Annotated in this window: 13 protein-coding genes; 2 read left to right on the top strand and 11 right to left on the bottom strand. The window is 74.3% G+C overall.

The window, feature by feature from the left end; genetic code table 11:
• Positions 1 to 18: 18 nt before the first annotated feature.
• The 9 genes from ABZW14_RS18435 to ABZW14_RS18395 all read right to left on the bottom strand — a co-directional run bounded on the left by ABZW14_RS18435 (position 19) and on the right by ABZW14_RS18395 (position 12,159).
• Positions 19 to 1,281 carry a glycosyltransferase family 4 protein gene (locus tag ABZW14_RS18435; protein WP_355347545.1) on the bottom strand — a complete coding sequence of 421 codons (1,263 nt, stop codon included), beginning with the start codon at positions 1,279 to 1,281 and terminating at the stop codon, positions 19 to 21.
• Positions 1,274 to 2,188, bottom strand: a complete 915-nt coding sequence (locus tag ABZW14_RS18430; protein WP_355347542.1) for a D-glucuronyl C5-epimerase family protein — start codon at positions 2,186 to 2,188, stop codon at positions 1,274 to 1,276. The genes ABZW14_RS18435 and ABZW14_RS18430 overlap by 8 nt, the downstream gene beginning before the upstream one ends.
• Positions 2,185 to 3,381 (bottom strand): glycosyltransferase family 4 protein, encoded by a 1,197-nt coding sequence (locus ABZW14_RS18425; protein ID WP_355347539.1) that lies wholly within the window; start codon positions 3,379 to 3,381, stop codon positions 2,185 to 2,187. Before ABZW14_RS18425 ends, ABZW14_RS18430 begins: the two co-directional genes overlap by 4 nt.
• Positions 3,378 to 6,140: an O-antigen ligase family protein gene (locus ABZW14_RS18420; RefSeq protein WP_355347536.1), complete on the bottom strand. Its 2,763-nt coding sequence runs from the start codon at positions 6,138 to 6,140 to the stop codon at positions 3,378 to 3,380. The genes ABZW14_RS18425 and ABZW14_RS18420 overlap by 4 nt, the downstream gene beginning before the upstream one ends.
• Positions 6,137 to 6,784 (bottom strand): acetyltransferase, encoded by a 648-nt coding sequence (locus tag ABZW14_RS18415; protein WP_355347533.1) that lies wholly within the window; start codon positions 6,782 to 6,784, stop codon positions 6,137 to 6,139. Before ABZW14_RS18415 ends, ABZW14_RS18420 begins: the two co-directional genes overlap by 4 nt.
• 146 nt (positions 6,785 to 6,930) lie before the next feature.
• A complete protein-coding gene (locus tag ABZW14_RS18410) occupies positions 6,931 to 7,614 on the bottom strand; it encodes a sugar transferase (RefSeq protein ID WP_355347530.1) in 684 nt (227 codons plus the stop codon).
• Positions 7,615 to 7,678: 64 nt separating this feature from the next.
• A complete protein-coding gene (locus tag ABZW14_RS18405; protein WP_355347527.1) occupies positions 7,679 to 9,541 on the bottom strand; it encodes a nucleoside-diphosphate sugar epimerase/dehydratase in 1,863 nt (620 codons plus the stop codon).
• Between the two features lie 98 nt (positions 9,542 to 9,639).
• Entirely contained in the window at positions 9,640 to 10,851 is a 1,212-nt protein-coding gene (locus ABZW14_RS18400; RefSeq protein WP_355347524.1) for a glycosyltransferase family 4 protein, read from the bottom strand.
• Between the two features lie 51 nt (positions 10,852 to 10,902).
• A complete protein-coding gene (locus tag ABZW14_RS18395) occupies positions 10,903 to 12,159 on the bottom strand; it encodes an aminotransferase class I/II-fold pyridoxal phosphate-dependent enzyme (RefSeq protein ID WP_355347521.1) in 1,257 nt (418 codons plus the stop codon).
• Between the two features lie 209 nt (positions 12,160 to 12,368).
• Here ABZW14_RS18395 and ABZW14_RS18390 point away from each other — a divergent pair, with 209 nt between their 5' ends.
• A complete protein-coding gene (locus ABZW14_RS18390; protein WP_355347518.1) occupies positions 12,369 to 13,376 on the top strand; it encodes a DUF389 domain-containing protein in 1,008 nt (335 codons plus the stop codon).
• Here the strand turns inward: ABZW14_RS18390 and ABZW14_RS18385 are convergent.
• Both ABZW14_RS18385 and ABZW14_RS18380 read right to left on the bottom strand, forming a co-directional pair.
• Positions 13,339 to 13,773, bottom strand: a complete 435-nt coding sequence (locus tag ABZW14_RS18385; RefSeq protein ID WP_355347515.1) for a hypothetical protein — start codon at positions 13,771 to 13,773, stop codon at positions 13,339 to 13,341. The two genes, ABZW14_RS18390 and ABZW14_RS18385, sit on opposite strands and share 38 nt — an antisense overlap.
• Positions 13,774 to 13,869: 96 nt before the next feature.
• Positions 13,870 to 16,308, bottom strand: coding sequence for a Tex family protein (locus ABZW14_RS18380; RefSeq protein ID WP_355347512.1), 2,439 nt, complete (start codon positions 16,306 to 16,308; stop codon positions 13,870 to 13,872).
• A 154-nt stretch (positions 16,309 to 16,462) separates the two neighbouring features.
• Here ABZW14_RS18380 and dgt point away from each other — a divergent pair, with 154 nt between their 5' ends.
• Positions 16,463 to 17,974, top strand: coding sequence for a dGTP triphosphohydrolase (dgt, locus tag ABZW14_RS18375; protein WP_355347509.1), 1,512 nt, complete (start codon positions 16,463 to 16,465; stop codon positions 17,972 to 17,974).
• Positions 17,975 to 17,979 lie beyond the last annotated feature (5 nt).

Raw genomic sequence — 17,979 nt, 5'->3', positions numbered from 1 at the left:
CCCCGCCACCCGTACAGCTCACCACATGCGAGGCCGGTCGGCGGGCCGTACGGGCAGGCACACCGGCGGGGAGATCACCGCCGAGCCCCCCTCGAACGCCTGCTCACCGCGTGTCCCGTCCCCGGCGACCACCCGGTAGAGCCCCCGCATCACCTCGACCTGGCGCGACCACAGCTCGGACTCCTCGATGAAGGACCGGTTGCGCCGCTGCTCCTCGGGCGACAGCGGCCCGGCGGTGCGCAGCCGATCGGCGAGACGGTCGGCCAGCGGCTCGCCGAGCAGTTCCGCGACCAGCCCGTCGGCGATCATCTCCCGGTAGGGCGGCAGGTCGGCCAGGAGCAGCCGGCAACCGGCCAGGGCCGCCTCCAGCACGGCCGAGCTGCGCTGGTCCCACCTCGGCGTCGAGACGGCGACCGCGGCGGCGCGCATCAACCGGAACACGTCGGCGGGTGGCAGCGTGCGGTCGACCAGGGTGATCCGGCCCGGCAGCGCGGCCACCGCCGCCCTGATCCGGCTCAGGCATTCCGCCCGGGCCGCGGCCGCCGCCGCGTCGGCCGGCTCGTGGCCGGCGAGGACGACAAGGTGCAGATCCGGCTGGTCGGCTGCGGTGGTGGCGAAGGCCCGCAGGATCTCGTCGGTCCGGTAGACCTGACCGGCGCCCCGCATCGAGAGAACCACCCGCGCGTCCGGCGGCACACCCAGGCCCGCCCGCACCGCCGCCGGGTCGACCGCGTCCCGCATCCGCAGGAGGTCGTCGTCCACCCCCCAGGACACCGTCACCGCCCGGCTGGCCGGAACCCGGTACGTGTCGACCACCTCCCGGGTGACCGACCGGGAGGTGGGCACCACCAGGGCGGCTCGCCGCAGCGCGCTCCCGGCCACCCAGGCGCGCCACCGGGACCGCGAGGCGAACCGCAGCTCACTGCCCCAGGGCGTGACGACCCGAGCCCCGGCCCGGGGGATCGCCAGGGAGAGCAGTCCGGCCCGCCCCACCGAGTGGACGTGGACGACCTCCGGCGCGATCCGGCGGATCTCCCGACGCAGCCACCGGGCGGTGCGCAGCATCCGCCAGACCCGCCCGGCCAGGCCGCCGATCCCGGCCGTGGTGCCGGGGCTGCGGATGTCCACCTCCGGCAGCGGATCGGCCGGCAACCAGGTGGTGACCACCACCCGGTGACCGCGGGCGGCGAGGGCGGTGGCCCAGCGGCGTACGTGCACGGAATGCCCGGCGCCGAGCAGCACGACCGTACGAGGGTCGCCCACCGCCGTCCGGTCAGCCACGGTGATGCCGCCAGATGCCGGTGGCCTTGACCAGCCGGGCCCGCATCCGGTGCCGGGGGTTGCGCAGTGCCCGCGCCCAGCGCGCCGACAGGTCGGTGAAGGCCGGAGTCGCCGTCAGCCGGCCCAGCGCGGACAGCAGGGAAACGTGCAGCGCGTGGTAGTTGACCGTCGCCGGCCACGGCCAGCGCAGGTCGTAGCGGGACCAGTAGCCGAGGTCGAACCCGGGGAGTTCCTCGGCGAGCCGGGCCTCGGCGGCCAGGTGGGCGGAGCCGCCCCGCCGGTGCTGGTGCTCGATGAGGCCGAAGAGCGCGAAGACAGCGCCGTTGAGGATGTGATTCGGCGGCTCGGCCGGGCACTCCTCCAGGAACGGCCGGCCCGTCCCGTCGTAGTGCGCGCAGCCGCCCGCGCTCACGGGGCGCAGCAGCAGGTCGACCGCCCCGTCGGCGGCGTCCAGATAGGAGCGCTCCCCGGTCAGGTCGGCGGCCCGCAGCAGCACCGAGGCCGCCATGCCCTGGGCCATCCCCGAGTACCAGCCGGCGGCCACACCGTACCGGGGGGCCGGGACCGGGTAGCGCCAGCCACCCGCGCCGTCCTGCTGGGCGCGCAGCCAGGCCGCCTGGGTGAGCAGCGGCCCGTCGGCCCGCGGCTCGGGCCGCCGCGCGGCGACCACGCGGTTGTGCCGGCCGAGGGCGTACAGGCACATCGAGACCGGATTCGGATACCAACCGCCGTCCGGGCGCGCCGCCTGCACGACGCCCGTCGCGTCCAGCCGGGTGCCGTGCGGCAGGTGGTCCCAGAACAGCGGATATGGTCCACGTCCGTCGGGCCGGGCGTCGGCGGCCACCGGATAGTCCCGGACCTGCAGGTCGCGCAGGCCGCTGGCGACAAGGTTCCGCAGCCCGCTCATCGGCCGGCCCCCGCCGACCCGGCGAGCGCGGACCGGTAGATGCGCTCCACCTGGGCCACCGTCTGCGAGATGTCGAACCGGGCCAGACAGCGGGTGCGGCCGAGCCGCCCCATCCTCCGCCGCCGGTCCGGGTCCGACACCAGCTCCGCCACCGCCGTGGCCAGGGCGTGCGGGTCGGCCGGCGGTACGAGCAGCCCGGTCTCTCCGTGCTGCACCGTGTCCGGCAGCCCGCCGACGTCACTGGCCACCGCGCCCTTCTCCATCAGCAGCGCCTCCACCATCGCGTAGCAGGCCGACTCCTCCAGCGACGGGCTGACCAGCACGTCCAGCCCCGCGATGACGTGCTGCTTGTCGGCGCGGTGGCCGGTGAAGTGCACCCGGCCGTCCACGCCCCGCCGCCGGGCGCGTTCCTCGAGCGACCGTCGGTAGGCCCCGTCCCCCACCAGCTGGTCGCCGATCACGAAGACGTGCAGGTCGGGCACGCGGGACAGCATTTCGGGCACCGCGTCGATGAGCACCTCGTGGCCCTTCACCCCGATCTCGCGGTACGCCCGGATCCGGCTCGGGTACATGTGCGCCACCATCCCGACCGTCGGGGTGTCCGCAGCGAGGCCGAACTCCTTGCGGAACGGCTCCCCGGAGGCGGCCGGGTCGAGTGCGTGCACGTCGCAGCCGTAGTAGCTGACCGCGACCTCCTGGGCCCCGAGGGTCCGGTACCGCTCGGCGAACGCGCGGCACGAGGTGATCAGCACATCGGCGCGGGAGAGCGTCGTCACGTCGATCCGGCGCAGCCACGGGCTGTGCAGATGGATCATGCCGGTGACCTGGTTGACGTGCAGCGGCCGTCCGGCGAGCAGGCTGGCCACCCGGCAGGCGACGTTGGCCTTGAGCAGGTGAGCGTGCACCACGTCGGGCCGGAACCGCCGGATCAGCCGGACGAGCCGCAGCTCCGCCGCGGCGACCCGGGGCAGCTTGTGCGGGTGCCAGCCGGCGAGCGGAACGATCCGCAGCGGTACGCGCGCCTGCCGGAGCCGGGTGGCGAGCGGACCCTCGCCGGGCACCACGGCCAGCACGTCGTGCCCGCGGTCGCGCAACCCGGTCACCTGGTCGAGGAACCAGTCGCCGCCGGTGGGCGTGGTGGTGACCTGGAGGATGCGGAGGGGCCGTTCGTCGGCCGGTTCTCGGGTCGTCATGGCGTACTCCGGGTAGCGGTGGTGAGCAGCAGCACGAACGGGACGAGGACCGCCGGCGCCAGCAACGGCTCGCCGGTCAGACTGGCGATACCGACTCCCAGCAGGGCGAGCAGCGCCGCTTCGGCCGTCCACTCGACACGGGCGCGATAGCGGCGCCAGACCGACCGCACGGTGAGGACGAGAAGGCCACCGACGAGCAGCGTGCCGACCAGGCCGGTCTCCGTCAGGAGCATCAGGTACTGGTTGTGCGGGTGGGCGAGCTGGCTCCACTCCAGGCCGGTGTAGGCGTGCGCGTCGGTCTGGGTGGGGACGAAGTAATCGGCCAGCCGGGTGTTGAAGTTGAGGTAACCGACTCCGAACACCGGGTGGTCGGCCGCCATCCGCGCCGCCGCCGTCCACAGGTCGATCCGGATCGACGAGGAGAGGTCGAGGGTGTCGCCGGTGGCGGTGCCGGTGATCCGGTCCACGACGGTGGACGGCAGCAACGCACTGGTCACCCCGAGGGCGAGCGTGGCGGCCGTCACCAGGCCCGCCCACGCGACGCTGCGTGCCGGGCGGCGCACCGCGAAGCACAGCAGCACGGCCAGCGCCCCCAGATAGGCGGACCTGCTGTACGAGTAGCCGATCGAGACGAGTGTCAGCACGGCCGCGGCGGCCGTCAGGGCGCGCAGCGGTGGGCGGCTCGTCCCGGCGAGCCGGGCCAGCAGTACCGCAAGGGCGATCACCAGGAGGCAACCCCAGGCGTTGTGGTTGTACGTGGACGCGTCCTCGGCCAACGGGCCGGCCGAGGCGAGTTCGCCCTCGCGGGCGCCCGTCACCAGCCGGATCAACCCGACACCGGCCGTCGCGAACGCGAAGGCGAGCAGCAACCGCCCGCCCGCGTCACCACCGAGGGCCACCAGCGGGAGCACCACCAGCGGCAGCGCCACCACCGCCACCACCGAGAAGGCCCGGGGCAGCGTGACGTCGGGGTTGACCAGGGTGACGCTGATCAGCAGCCAGCTGACCAGAGCGGCGAGGAGCGCAGCCCCGGTGCGGTTGCGGACCGGCAGCCGCCGCCGCAGCACCGTGCCGCACAGGCAGCACAGGCCACACAGCAGCATGGCGGGGACGGCCGGCAGCGGAAGCGCGGGCACCTGGCTCAGCGGCGCGAGCAGCGCCAGCCCGTACAGGCCGGCGCCAGGAAGGAGGGTCGCGAGAACGGCGACCACGACGGCGCCCGCGAGCTGCACGGTCGAGAGCGGCAGGCCGGGCCCGAAGGACACGGCGACTCCCGCGAGGGCCCCGCCCCCGACGGCCAGCAGCAGCGCCAGGGTCCACCCGTCCCAGGAGCCACCCGGCGGTGTCGCACCCGGGCGGGGCGAACGTCCGCCGGTGGAGCCGGCCCCACCCAGGCCCGTGCCCGGGGCCGTCGCCGTCACCGCGCGGCGGGCGGGGTTCAGCCGAAGGAAGACCGCCGCGATGACCATCGCGTAGACGACGAACCCCGCCGAGGCGGCCACCCCGGCACCCACCGGGCCGGATCGCGGCACCAGCGCGACCATCAGCCCGGACCCGGCGAGCGATGCGGCCACGGCGGCCACCAGGGTGCCGGCGGGCCGGTCGGTCGCGGTCAGGTAGCTCTGTGCCACCCGGGCCAGGGCGAAGATGACGACCCCCGGCAGCAGCGCCCACAGGACGGGCACCGCGGGGGCGAAACGGTCGCCGTACAGGGTGTCGATGAGCAGGGGACCGGCGGCGGCCAGTGCCGCGGCGCTGAGGACCGTGACGATCAGCGAGCGCCCGGCGAGGCGGGCGACCTGATGCCAGTCGGCATGCCCGTTGGCCACGGTGGGGACCAGGATCAGACTCAGCGCGATCGGCACGATGAGCAGCGTCTCGGCGAGCGCGAGGGCCACCGAGTAGACGCCGACCGCACTCGCCCCGACCAGCACCTGTGTCAGCGGCACCTGCACCCGCACCATGCTGAAGTGGGCGACGTTGGGGGCGAAGCCCCGGCGCGCCGACGACCAGTATTCGCGGCGGGTCGTCGTGTCGGGGCGGGCCAGGCGCCGGCCGCCGACGACCTGCCGCAGCAGCACCACCAGCCCCCCGACCTGGCCGAGCAGGTAGGCGCCGAGCACCGTGGCGGGGCCGGCGCGGTCCGCCGTCACCAACACCACGAGCACGGCCAGGTACGCCACGAGCGAGCCGATGACGGTGAGGTTGTAGGTGGCGGCCCGTCCCCGGCCGATCTCCGCGGCGCCCAGCAACGCAGCCAGCAGGACCACCGGGCAGAGCGCCAGGGTCAACCGGAAGGTGGCGGGGTCGAGTCCGAGCCGTGCCGGTGGACCACCCAGGTAGCCGACCAGGCCCCACACGGCGCCCGCCACCACGCCGAGCGGCAGCGCGTAGCGGACGCTGGTCAGGGCCGCGTACCGGTGCAGTTCGGCCGAGCGACCGGCCAACCGGAGGTTCGCCGTGTCGATGCCGAGCGCGAACATCGTGCTGAACACCGCGGACGAGGCGATGGCCACCGCCAGCAGTCCCCGGTCGTGCGGGCCGAGGGCGCGCGCCGCGAGCACCCCCGCGACGAGGCTGACCAGGAGCGTGCCGATACGGGTGCCGGCCGTGCCCGCGGTGGCGCTGATCAGGGCTCGCGCGCGGGACCCGCCGTCGGCGCGCCCGTCGGCCGGCGTGGTCGTCGGGACAGCGGGGAGCACGGCGCGGCGGACCCGCCCGGGGATGCCGCCGAGCGCGCCGGCGGATCCGGTGCTCATCGGGCCGGTACCCCCTTTACCACCGTTCCGGGCGGCACGTCCCGGACCACGCAGGCGCTCGCCCCGACGGTGGCGCCCGGGCCGACCCGACGACCCTGAAGGACGGCGGCACACGTGCCCACCAGCACCGCCTCGCCCAGGTGGCAGTCGCCGGAGACGGCCGCCGACGGGTTGACCGACACGTAGTCGTCCAGCACCGAGTCGTGGCCGACCGTGGCGTTCTGGTTGAGATGGACGTGCCGGCCCAGGGTGACGTTCGTCGTGACCCGCGCGCCGGGGAACACGACGAGCCCCTCACCGTGCACCAGGTCCCGCCCGACGGTGGCGTCCGGGTGGACGACGCTGAACGCGGGCAGCCCGTATCCGTCGATCCGCCGGCCGAGCCGCCGCCGGACCGCCGGGTGGCCGAGGCCGAGCAGCACGTGGGTTCCCGTGGGGGCGGCCCGCAGCCAGTCGATCCGCCCCAGGTACGCCACGTCCAGGCGCTGCACGAGCTTGAGGTTGCGTTCGGACGGTGCGTCGTCGACGAAGCCGAGCACGCGGACCGGCTCCCGGTCGCCGCCGGCCTCGTTGACCGCCTGGACGATGCTGAACACCTCCCGTCCGTGGCCCGAGCAACCCACGATCACGACATCCGTGCTCATGCCGGCAGGCCCTCCCATCCGTGAGCCGACGGCGGCGGTACGGCGCGACCGGCCGAGGGGTGACCGGGGCGGACCAGGAGTTTCGCGAGTGCGGACATCAGCCTTCTTCCGGGCGGTGTGGTGAGGGTCGGCGGCAGCCGGCCGGGTCAGCGGGAGACGCCCTCCAGCCGGCGTGCCGACGAACCCGAACCGTGGAACTCGTGGGCCGTCCGGGTGCCGGCGGCGGCGATGCCGCGACGGGTCAGCACGGTGGCGACGGTGGCCAGCAGGATCCGCAGGTCCAGCCGGAAGGAGCGGTTGTCGACGTACCAGGTGTCGTAGGCGAACTTCTCCTCCCAGCTCACCGCGTTGCGGCCGCTGACCTGGGCCAGCCCGGTGATGCCCGGCCGTACGTCGTGGCGCCGGGCCTGTTCCGGTGAGTAACGGTCGAGGTATTCGGTGAGCAGCGGTCGTGGTCCGACCAGGCTCATGTCGCCCTTGAGCACGTTCCAGAGCGAGGGCAGCTCATCCAGGCTGGTGGAGCGGAGCAGCTGCCCGAACGGGGTCAGCCGCTGCTCGTCCCCGCTCGGTCCGGCGGCCGAGCCGTCGATCCGCATGGTCCGGAACTTGACCATGAGAAACGGCCGTCCGTGCCGCCCCGGGCGGATCTGGCGGAACAGCACCGGCCGGCCGAGCCGCAGGGCGACCAGCGCCGCGACCAGCGCCACGAGGGGCGCCAGCAGGACCAGCAGCACCGCCGCGACGAGCACGTCGAAGAGTCGTTTGCGCCGTTCGTAGCGGGCGGCACGGTCGACGGGGATCCCTGCCAGGACGGCGGTCGAGGGCATCATCGTCAGAACCTCCGGATGATGGGTCGCGGGCTGTGGCCGGCGGGCGGGCCGCCGGGCCGGGACGTCAACGGGTGCTGAGCGTGACGCTCTCGAACTCCGCCGGGCTGCCGGCCGGCTGCTGGCAGAGCCAGACCAGCCGCTCGATGGTCTTGTCCGGGTCGTCGTACGGGTCGAGCGTGGATGTCTCGGCCGGGTCCAGCGGCGGCACCGTCACGTGGGAGATCAGTGGGTGCAGCGGCCGGACGTCCGTCTCGTCCCGGCCCAGCAGGTCCTCGTGCAGCTTCTCGCCGGGCCGCAGGCCGGTGTAGACGATCCGGGCCTCCCCGGCGGACTGGGCGGCGATCTGGCGTGCGAGGTCGTCGATGCGGACGGGCTCGCCCATGTCGAGCACGAGCGCCTCGCCGTCCCGCCCGATGGCGGCGGCCTGCAGGACCAGGTGTACGGCCTCCTGCACGGTCATCAGGTACCGGGTGACCTCCGGGTGGGTCACCGTGATGGGGAGACCGGCCTCGACCTGGGCCCGGAAGGCCGTGACCACCGAACCCCGGCTGCTCAGCACGTTGCCGAACCGGACGCTGAGGAAGGTGCCGGGGTACGACTGGGCCGCGTGCGCGGTCAGGCGTTCGGTGATCCGCTTCGAGTACCCGAGCACGCTGACCGGGTCGGCGGCCTTGTCGGTGGAGATGTTGACGAACTTGGCGACGTCCTGGCAGGCGTCCAGGACGGACAGCGTGCCCCAGATGTTGGTCTTGACCGCCTCTCCGGGATGACGCTGCAGCAGCGGCAGGTGCTTGAGCGCGGCGGCGTGGAAGATGACGTCGGGACGCCGTTCCCGGATGATCCGCCGGATGCCCTCGTCGTCGCGCAGGTCGGCGAGGATCAGTTCGTTGCCGTCGAGCAGCGCCCGGCCGTTCAGGGACAGTTGCAGGGCGTGCAGGGCGGATTCGTCGCGGTCCAGCATCATCAGCTCGCCCGGCTCCGCCCGCATGATCTGCCGGCACAGCTCCGAGCCGATCGAGCCCCCGGCGCCGGTGACGAGAACCCGCTGGCCGCGCAGGCCCCCGTCGGTGGCCAGGTCGGCGACCACCTGCCGGCGGCCGAGCAGGTCCGCGATGTCCGGGCTGCGGACGTCCGTGACGGTGATGCGGTGGTCGACCAGTTCGCGTACGGGCGGGAGGACCTTGAAGTCGGCGCCGGTGGCGACGGTCAGGGCCCGGACCTCGCGGATCTCCTCGGCGCTGGCCGTCGCCACCGAGAAGATCACTGTGGTGGCACCGGTGCGGCGCACGGCCGTCCCGATGTCCTTCCGGTCGCCCAGCATCCGTACGCCCATGACGTGCAGGCCGCGCTTGGCCGGGTCGTCGTCCAGCAGGCCCACCGGCAGGTAGCGGCTCTGTGGGTCGCTGAGCATCGCCCGGAGCAGTGCGTGTCCCGCCTCGCCGGCCCCGAACAGCAGCACCGGTGTGGCCGACTGCGGGTCGGGGCGAAGGGTGCGGTCGCGGCGGTGCCGGTGTGCCCAGCGCGCGGTCAACATGCCCACCAGCGCGACGGCGGCGCCCAGGAGCGGCGCGCTGGCCGGCACCGGGCGCCCGGGCAGCGTCTGGTCCACCAGGGCCCCGACCAGGGCGACGGCCCCGGCGAGGAGGGCCAGCGACCGGGCCTCCTCCAGGCTGCCGACCGGGTGGCGACCCCATCGCAGCCGCCGGTACCACCCGAATCCCTGGTGCAACACGGCGAGCAGCAGCCCGAAGCCGGCTGCCCCGAGGAGCTGTGCCGCGGTCAGGTCGAACTCGTAGCGGGCCCACGTGGCGACCGTGACGCCGAGCAGCCACGCCGCGACGTCGGCCACGGCGAAGCCGGCGGCTCCGTCCGGCCACCTGCCGGCGGTGGCCGTGGCCGGGGCGGAGGTATCGGCGCTGAGCTGCATGGAGGCTCCTTGCTGAGGGCTTCGGGTACGAGCGGCGGCGATGGACGCCCCACCCGTTATAAACGGACAGACAGGCCTTGACGTGATATTTCACGTATTCAGGGACGAATGTCCGGGGGTTCCTCCGCCAGCGTGTCCAGCAGGCGCTGCAGCTTTGCCGCCATGACCGTGCGGGACCGGTTCTCCTCGACGTACCGGCGTCCGCGCCGGCCCATCGCGGCGAGCTTCTCCGGCTCCATGGCGGCGAGTTCGCGCAGGCCGGCGGCGAGATCGGCGGTCGGGACGCTGAGTCCGGCGTCGGCGGCCCGCAGGATGTCCTCGGGCTCACCCGGGCAGTTGTTCACCACGGGCAGGCCGGCCGCCAGGTAGTCGTACAGCTTGTTGGGGCTGGCACCGAGGTCGTACACGGGGCTGTGCGCGAGCACGTGGATGCCGATGTCGGCGTCGCCGAGGATGCCCCTCAGCTCCTGCTTCGGGACCCGGTCGAGGAAGTGCACGTTGGTCAGCCCCTCGGCCGCCGCCCGGGCCACGAGTTCGGGCTTCTCCAGGCCGTCGCCGATGAGGACGAAGGTGTGCTCCGGCACCTCGGCGACGGCGTCGAGCAGCCGGTGCAGCCCGTTGATCGCCCCGTGCGAGCCGGCGAACACCAGCAGGCGACCCCGTACCGGCACCCGCCGGCGCAGTGGCTGGTACCGGTCGGGGCGGAGGTCGAAGTCCTCCGGCTCCGCGCCGTTGCTCACCCACTCCAGCTTCGCGGCCGGCACGCCGGCGGCGTCGAGGTACGCGCGCCAACCGGCGGCCACGATGACGATCCGGTCGGCCCGCCGGTAGAGCCAGCGTTCCAGCGCCCGGAGCAGCCGGTGGGTCGTCGAGTTCCGGCGCAGGAAGCCGGTGCTGACCATGGCCTCGGGCCACAGGTCGCGGATCTCGAGCACGAACCGGGACCGGCGCAGCCGGGCCGCCAGCCACCCGGCCACCGGGGTGAGCAGGTGCGGTGAGGAGGCGTACACGACGTCGGGGCGCGGCCCGCGCAGGACCACCCGGCACGCGTTGCGGGCGTAGGTGAGCCAGCTCAGCACGCGCCGGTGGTCGTTTCCGCTGTAGCGGGTCACCGGCACCGTGACGAAGTGCGGGTCGTCGGCGGCGACATCGCTGTGGCTGAAGTGGTCCCAGGACGCCGCGACGATGGACCAGTCCCAGTCGCGCAGACGGCTGAACAACTCCACGTGCCGGGTGCCGCCGGCGCGTGACAGGGGCTGGGCGTACTGGTTGAGGACGACCACCCGCCGACGGCGGTGCTGGATGTCCATGGCAGACCTCCGGGTCCAGGCGAAGACGGTGGTGAACGCGGCCCTGGGCGCTCAGGAGGTGAAGACCGCGGCGCCGACCGACTCGGTGTCGTGGGCCCGCCGGACCTCCGGCAGGTCGTGGTCGGTACCCCTCGGCGACCGGCGCAGGAAGTCGTCGATCCGCGCGCAGACCCGGTCCAGCTGCTGCCGGCTCATGCCGGATCCACTGGGCAGGGTCAGGCCGGTCGCGAAGAGCCGTTCGGCCGTGCCGGTCAGCAGCGTGCGGGCGCCGGCGAAGACGGGCTGGAGGTGCATCGGCTTCCACACCGGCCGGGTCTCGATGTCCGCCGCGGCCAGGTGGGCCGCCAGCTCCGCGGCCTGCCAGCCGGTCGCCTCCGGGTCGACGACGATGCTGGTCAGCCAGCAGTTGGCGGCCGGGTCTCCGGCGCCGAGCAGGCGTACCCCCGCGGTCGGTGCGAAGAGCTCGGCGTAGCGCGACCGGTGGGCCCGCCGTCGCGCCATCATCGAGTCCAGCCGGCGCAGCTGGGCGCGGCCGACGGCGGCCAGCAGATTGCTGAGCCGGTAGTTGTAGCCGGTGTCGGTGTGCTCGTAGTGCGGCACCGGCTGGCGGGCCTGGGTCGACAGGTAGCGGCAGCGGTCGACCAGGGCGCCGTCGTCGGAGACCAGCATGCCACCGCCGGAGGTGGTGATGATCTTGTTGCCGTTGAAGGACAGGATCCCGGCCCGGCCGAACGACCCGGCGGGCCGGCCGTCGAGGGTGGCGCCCAGTGCCTCGGCGGCGTCCTCCACCACCGGCACGCCGGCGGCGGCGCAGATCGGCTGGATCCTGCCGTAGTCGGCGCAGGAGCCGAACATGTCCACGGGTAGGACCGCGGCGACCCGCCGGCCGGCGCGACGTAGCTCCCGCAGGGCGCGGTCGAGCAGCTCGGGGTCCAGGTTGCCGGATTCGGGCTCGCAGTCGACGAAGACCGGCTCGGCGCCGGTGTAGACCACCGCGTTGGCGGTCGCCACGAAGGTCAACGTGGGGACGATCACGGCGTCTCCGGGCCGGACGTCCACGGCCATCAGGGCCAGGTGCAGCGCGGCGGTGCCGGAGGCCAGCGCGACCGCGTGGGCGGTGCCCACCCGCTCGGCGACCTCGCGTTCGAAGGCGTCGATCTCGGGGCCGACCGGCGCCACCCAGCCGGAGCGCAGTGCGCGGAGCAGGTAGGACTCCTCCAGCGGCCCGACGTCGGGCGGCGAGAGCAGTACGCGCTCGTGCCCGCTGCCGGCCGGCCGCTGAGTGTCGTCCTGTCCGTCTACCGCCATGCTCGGCCCCCAGGTCTGTCGACGGGCGTCGCCCCGCGTGTCTCCGGGAAGGTCAACGAGGCACCTGATCGCCGGTGTTGCCCTAATACAAACGAAGATCCCTTTCGCCTTACTGGTCCGCTTCGGCCGGCGGCGCCGGAGCCTGGGCCGGGCCGGTAGAGTGCGTCGGCTGGCGGCGCTGGGGCGCCGGGACGAAGGGGAGGTGGCCGGTGCTGCACCTGAGGGTGATCGCGCCCGCGGATCGATCGAGCGCGGTCGTCGACCTGCTGACGGCCGACCCCGGCGTCACCCACCTCGTCGTGCTGGCCGGAGCCGCCCGCCAGCCGGCGGGTGACTACGTCACCTGTGACGTGGTGCGGGAGAGCGCCGACGGCGTGCTGCGCAGGCTCCAGGAGTTGGGCGTCGAGGCCCACGGGGCGATCGCCGCCGACGACGTCGAGCTGACCCTGTCCGCCGCGGCCGACAAGGCCGCGGCCGACGCCCCCGGGCACGGCGAGGACGCCGTGGTCTGGGACGAGATCGCCGCGAAGACCGGCGAGCAGACGGTGCTGACCGGCACCTTCCTGGCGCTGATCATCGTGGCCACCATGATCGCCGGCATCGGCGTGCTGCTCGACCAGCCCATCCTCATCGTCGGCGCGATGGTGGTCGGCCCGGAGTTCGGCCCGCTCGCCGCGCTCTGTGTGGCACTGCTGCGCCGGCAGCCGCACGTCATCGGCCGCTCGCTGCAGGCCCTGGCGGTCGGCTTCCTCGCCGCCATGCTGGTCACCGTGCTGAGCACCTGGGCGCTCACCGCCGCCGGGCTGGTCAGCCGGGACATGCTGCTGGCCGAACGGCCGCTCACCGACTTCATCTGGCGCCCGGACGCCCTCTCCTGGGTGGTCGGCGTGCTCGCCGGCATCGCCGGCATGCTGTCGCTGACCTCGAAGAAGTCCGGCTCGCTGGTCGGTGTGCTGATCTCGGTGACCACCGTGCCGGCGGCGGCGAACGTGGCGGTGGCGGCGGCCTACGGGGTCTGGCCCGAGGCGGCGGGCTCCGCCCTCCAACTCGTGATCAACCTGGCCGCCATCGTGCTGGCCGGGCTGCTCACCCTTGTCGTGCAGCTCTGCTGGTGGCGGCGGGTGGAGCGGCGGTCCCCGCGGGGCGTGCCGCGGCAGCGGGCCGACCGGCCGGCGCGGGTCAGCGCCAGTCGTCGCCCGCCTCGAGACGCAGGCTGAGCAGCGTCGCGAGGGGTAGCGACTCGCCGTCCCGGCCACCCCGCTCGACCACCAGCGGTGGCGGAGCGGGCTCCGGGTCGGCCCCGAACAGCCGCGACCGCAGGCTCGGCGGCACGGTGAGCAGGTAGAAGCGGCCCTCGGTGTCCACGGCCCGGCTGTGCGCCCGGTCCACGTACCAGCCGGTGATCCGGGTGCGGTAGCGACCGCGCCCGTCGTAGCCGGCCGCCGTCAGCCGCTCGGTACGCAACCCGCGCCGCAGCGCCTCGGCGGCGAACCGGGCCACCAGCTCCGCGGCCTCCGCCTGCTCGGCGGCGCGCTGCCGGGCGTCGGCCGCCGCGTGGGCCCGCACTGCGCGGCGCTGCCGCTCCCGCCACTCCAGGCCGTCGTCCCCACCCACGCCCGCGAGGGTACGCGCCGCGCCGCGCCGCCGCCCGGGACGAGGGCGCTGCCGGGCCGAGTCGTTCGTGACGTCAGCTCGACAGCGCCCCGTGCCTCAGGCCAGACCGGCGCGGCGCAGCGCCTCCGCCATCTCGCTGTTGGCCGGTGCCGGGGCTCCACCGCCGCGCCCCTGCCGCTGCTGCGGCCCACCGCGCGAGCCACCCCGGTCACCGCGCTGACCGCCGCCGCCCTGGCCGCCCTGGCCGCCGCGCTGGCCGCCGCGCTGACCGCCACCCTGGCCGCTGCCGCCGCCCTGGCCCCGGTCGCGTCGGCCCTCGCCGCCCTGCGGGCGCCCGCCCCCGGCCGGTGCCTCGTCGTCCAGCCGCAGGGTCAGCGAGATCCGCTTGCGGGGCACGTCGACGTCGAGCACCCGGACCCGGACCACGTCGCCGGACTTCACCACGTCGCGCGGGTCCTTCACGAAGGTGTGCGACATGGCGGAGACGTGGACCAGGCCGTCCTGGTGCACGCCCACGTCGACGAACGCGCCGAACGCGGCCACGTTGGTGACGACACCCTCCAGCACCATCCCCGGCGTGAGGTCGCTGATCTTCTCGACCCCCTCCACGAAGGTGGCCGTCCGGAACTCCGGGCGCGGGTCCCGGCCGGGCTTCTCCAGCTCGGCCAGGATGTCGGTGACGGTGGGCAGGCCGAAGGTGTCGTCGACGAACTCGGTCGCCCGGAGGCCGCGCAGGACTGCCGACTTCCCGATCAGCGCGCGCAGGTCCTGCCCGGTGTGGGCGAGGATCCGCCGCACCACCGGGTACGCCTCGGGGTGCACGCTGGAGGAGTCGAGCGGGTCGTCACCGCCCGGGATGCGCAGGAAGCCGGCGCACTGCTCGAACGCCTTCGGCCCGAGCCGGGCCACCTTCTTCAGCTCCCCGCGGGTGCGGAAGGGGCCGTTGGCGTCCCGGTGCAGCACGATGTTCTCGGCCAGCCCGGCGCCGATGCCGGAGACCCGGGTGAGCAGCGGGGCCGAGGCGGTGTTGACGTCGACGCCGACCGCGTTGACGCAGTCCTCGACCACCGCGTCGAGGGAGCGGGACAGCTTCACCTCGGACAGGTCGTGCTGGTACTGCCCCACGCCGATCGAGCGCGGGTCGATCTTCACCAGCTCGGCGAGCGGGTCCTGGAGGCGGCGGGCGATGGAGACCGCGCCGCGCAGCGAGACGTCCAGCCCGGGCAGCTCCTGCGAGGCGTACGCGGACGCGGAGTAGACCGACGCGCCGGCCTCGGAGACGACCACCTTGGTCAGCTTCAGCTCCGGGTGCCGCTTGATCAGGTCGCCGGCGAGCTTGTCGGTCTCCCGGCTGGCGGTGCCGTTGCCGATGGCGACCAGCTCGACGCCGTGCGCCGCGGCCAGGGTGGCCAGCGTGTGCAGGGAGGCGTCCCACTGCCGTCGCGGCTCGTGCGGGTAGATCGTGTCGGTGGCGACCACCTTGCCGGTGGCGTCGACCACGGCCACCTTCACGCCGGTACGCAGGCCCGGGTCGAGGCCCATGGTGGGGCGGGCGCCGGCCGGCGCGGCGAGCAGCAGGTCGCGCAGGTTGGTGGCGAAGACCCGGACGGCCTCCTCCTCGGCCGCCTGCCAGAGCCGCAGCCGCAGGTCCGCGCCGAGGTGGATGAGGATCCGGGTACGCCAGGCCCAGCGCACCGTGTCGGTCAGCCACCGATCGGCGGGCCGGCCCTGGTCGCTGACCCCGAACCGGCCCGCGATGGCCGCCTCGTAGCGGGTGGGGCCGGTGACCACGGCGTCGGAGTCGCCCTCGGCCTCCGGGTCCATGGTCAGGTCGAGCACGCCCTCCTTCTCGCCCCGGAACATGGCGAGGATCCGGTGCGACGGGAGCTTCGGGTACGGCTCGGCGAAGTCGAAGTAGTCGGCGAACTTGGCGCCGGCCGTCTCCTGACCCTCGCGTACCCGGGAGACCAGCCGGCCCCGCGACCACATCTGCTCCCGCAGCGTGCCGATGAGGTCGGCGTCCTCGGCGAAGCGCTCGACGAGGATGGCCCGGGCGCCGTCGAGCGCGGCGGCGGCGTCGGCGACCCCCTTGTCGGCGTCGACGAAGCCGGCGGCGGTCTCCCGGGGATCGCGCGCCGGGTCGGCCAGCAGCGTGTCGGCGAGCGGCTCCAGCCCCGCCTCGCGGGCGATCTGGGCCCGGGTGCGCCGCTTCGGCTTGTAGGGCAGGTAGATGTCCTCGAGCCGGGACTTCGAGTCGGCCGCCATGATCTGCGCTTCCAGGGCCTCGTCGAGCTTGCCCTGGCCGCGGATGGACTCCAGCACCGCGGCGCGCCGCTCGTCCAGCTCGCGCAGGTAGCGCAGGCGCTCCTCCAGGGTGCGCAGTTGCGCGTCGTCGAGCAGGCCGGTGGCCTCCTTGCGGTAGCGGGCGATGAACGGCACGGTGGCGCCGCCGTCGAGCAGCTCGACGGCCGCCCGCACCTGACGTTCGGCGACGCCGAGTTCCTCGGCGATCCGCTGGTGCACAGACTGGGTCACGATCTGATCCGCCTTCTCGGGTGGGTTCGGCAGCCATTGTGCCGGTGCCGCCGTGGCCGGGCGCGCGGCACCCGCCGGACCCCGTCCGGCACAGCGGCCCCAGGAGCCGACAGGAGCATCGCGACCCGCGGCACGCTGCGCTAGCGTGGCGATCATGGAACAACCGGCGGACCCGCGGGCACGACGGCTCTTCGGCGGCAGCGCCCGGGCCCTCGGTGACCTCGCCGTCAGCCCGTTCCGGGCGGACCGGGACCGCATCGTGGCGTCACCCTTCTTCGCCCGGTTGAACGGGGTGACCCAGGTGATCAGCCCGGGCGGGTCGGGGTTGCTCGTGCACAACCGGCTCACCCACAGCCTGAAGGTGGCCCAGGTGGCGCGCGCGGTCGCCGAGCGGCTGACCGCCGACCCGGCGCACCGCGACCTGCTGGAGAAGCTGGGCGGCTGCGACCCGGACGTGGTGGAGGCCGCCGCGCTCGCCCACGACCTCGGCCACCCGCCGTTCGGGCACCTGGGGGAGCGGGTGCTGGACCGGCTGGCCCGGCAACGGCTCGGGCTGGCCGACGGCTTCGAGGGCAACGCCCAGTCGTACCGGATCGTCACCAGCACCGAGATCCGCGGCGCGGCGACCACCGGCCTGGACCTGACCGCGGCGGTCCGGGCGGCCATGCTGAAGTACCCGTGGACCCGGCTGGACCACCCCGACCCGCACCCGCGGCACCTGGACCCGGCGCCGCGCGGCGCGGCCGTCCCGCCCGACGACCCGGAGAGCGGGTCGGCGAAGTTCGGCGCGTACCGGACCGAGCTGGACGACCTGCGGCAGGCCCGGGAGCCGTTCGCCGGCCGGATCCCGGACTGGCAGCAGACGCCCGAGGCGTCGATCATGGACACCGCCGACGACATCGCGTACGCGATCCACGACGTGGAGGACTTCTACCGGGTCGGTGTGCTCCAGCAGGGCGCCGTCGCCGCCGAGCTGATGGCCTGGCAGCGCGAGTGCGGGCACTTCCGGGCGATCACCGCTTCGGCGCTGGCCGCGGCGGGCCGGCGGCCCGGTGCGGCGATCGAGCGGCTGCGCCGGCAGCTGCACCGCAAGGACGCCTGGATCGCCGACGACGAGGCGTTCGCCGCCGCCGTCGAGCACGTCCGCGAGGAGCTGGTGGAGGGGCTGCTGGCGCTGCCCTTCGACGGCTCGATCGAGGCCGAGCAGTACGTGGCCCGGTTCTCCGCCCGCTGGTCCACCCGGTTCGTCGACGCCATCACGGTGACCCCGGAGCCGGACGTCCGCGCCGGGTACGTGCTGCTGGCCAAGCCGCAGTGGCACGAGGTGCAGGTGCTCAAGTTCGTGCACCACCGGTTCGTGCTGGCCCGCCCGGACCTGGCCCTGCACCAGCGGGGCCAGGCGCGGCTGCTCGGCACGCTGGTGGAGGCGCTGTGGGAGTGGCTGCTCGACCCGGAGGAGGAGTCCCGGTTGCCCCGCCGCCTGCACGACCTGGTCGAGCTGGCCGAGGCGGAGCTGCACCCGCGTACGCCGGACCGGATCGGCCGGGCCCGCGGCCGGGCGATCGTCGACTTCGTCGCGCAGCTCACCGACGGGCAGGCGGTGGCCATGCTGGACGCGCTCTCCGGCCGCTCCGGCGCCCTCTGGACGGACGCCTTCGTGCTCTGAGGCGC

This window comes from Micromonospora sp. NPDC004551 (assembly GCF_040609975.1).
In the GTDB taxonomy this organism is placed as follows: Bacteria; Actinomycetota; Actinomycetes; order Mycobacteriales; family Micromonosporaceae; genus Micromonospora.
Note: the sequence above shows the minus strand (reverse complement) of the source record. Positions and strands in the feature narration are given on the sequence as shown.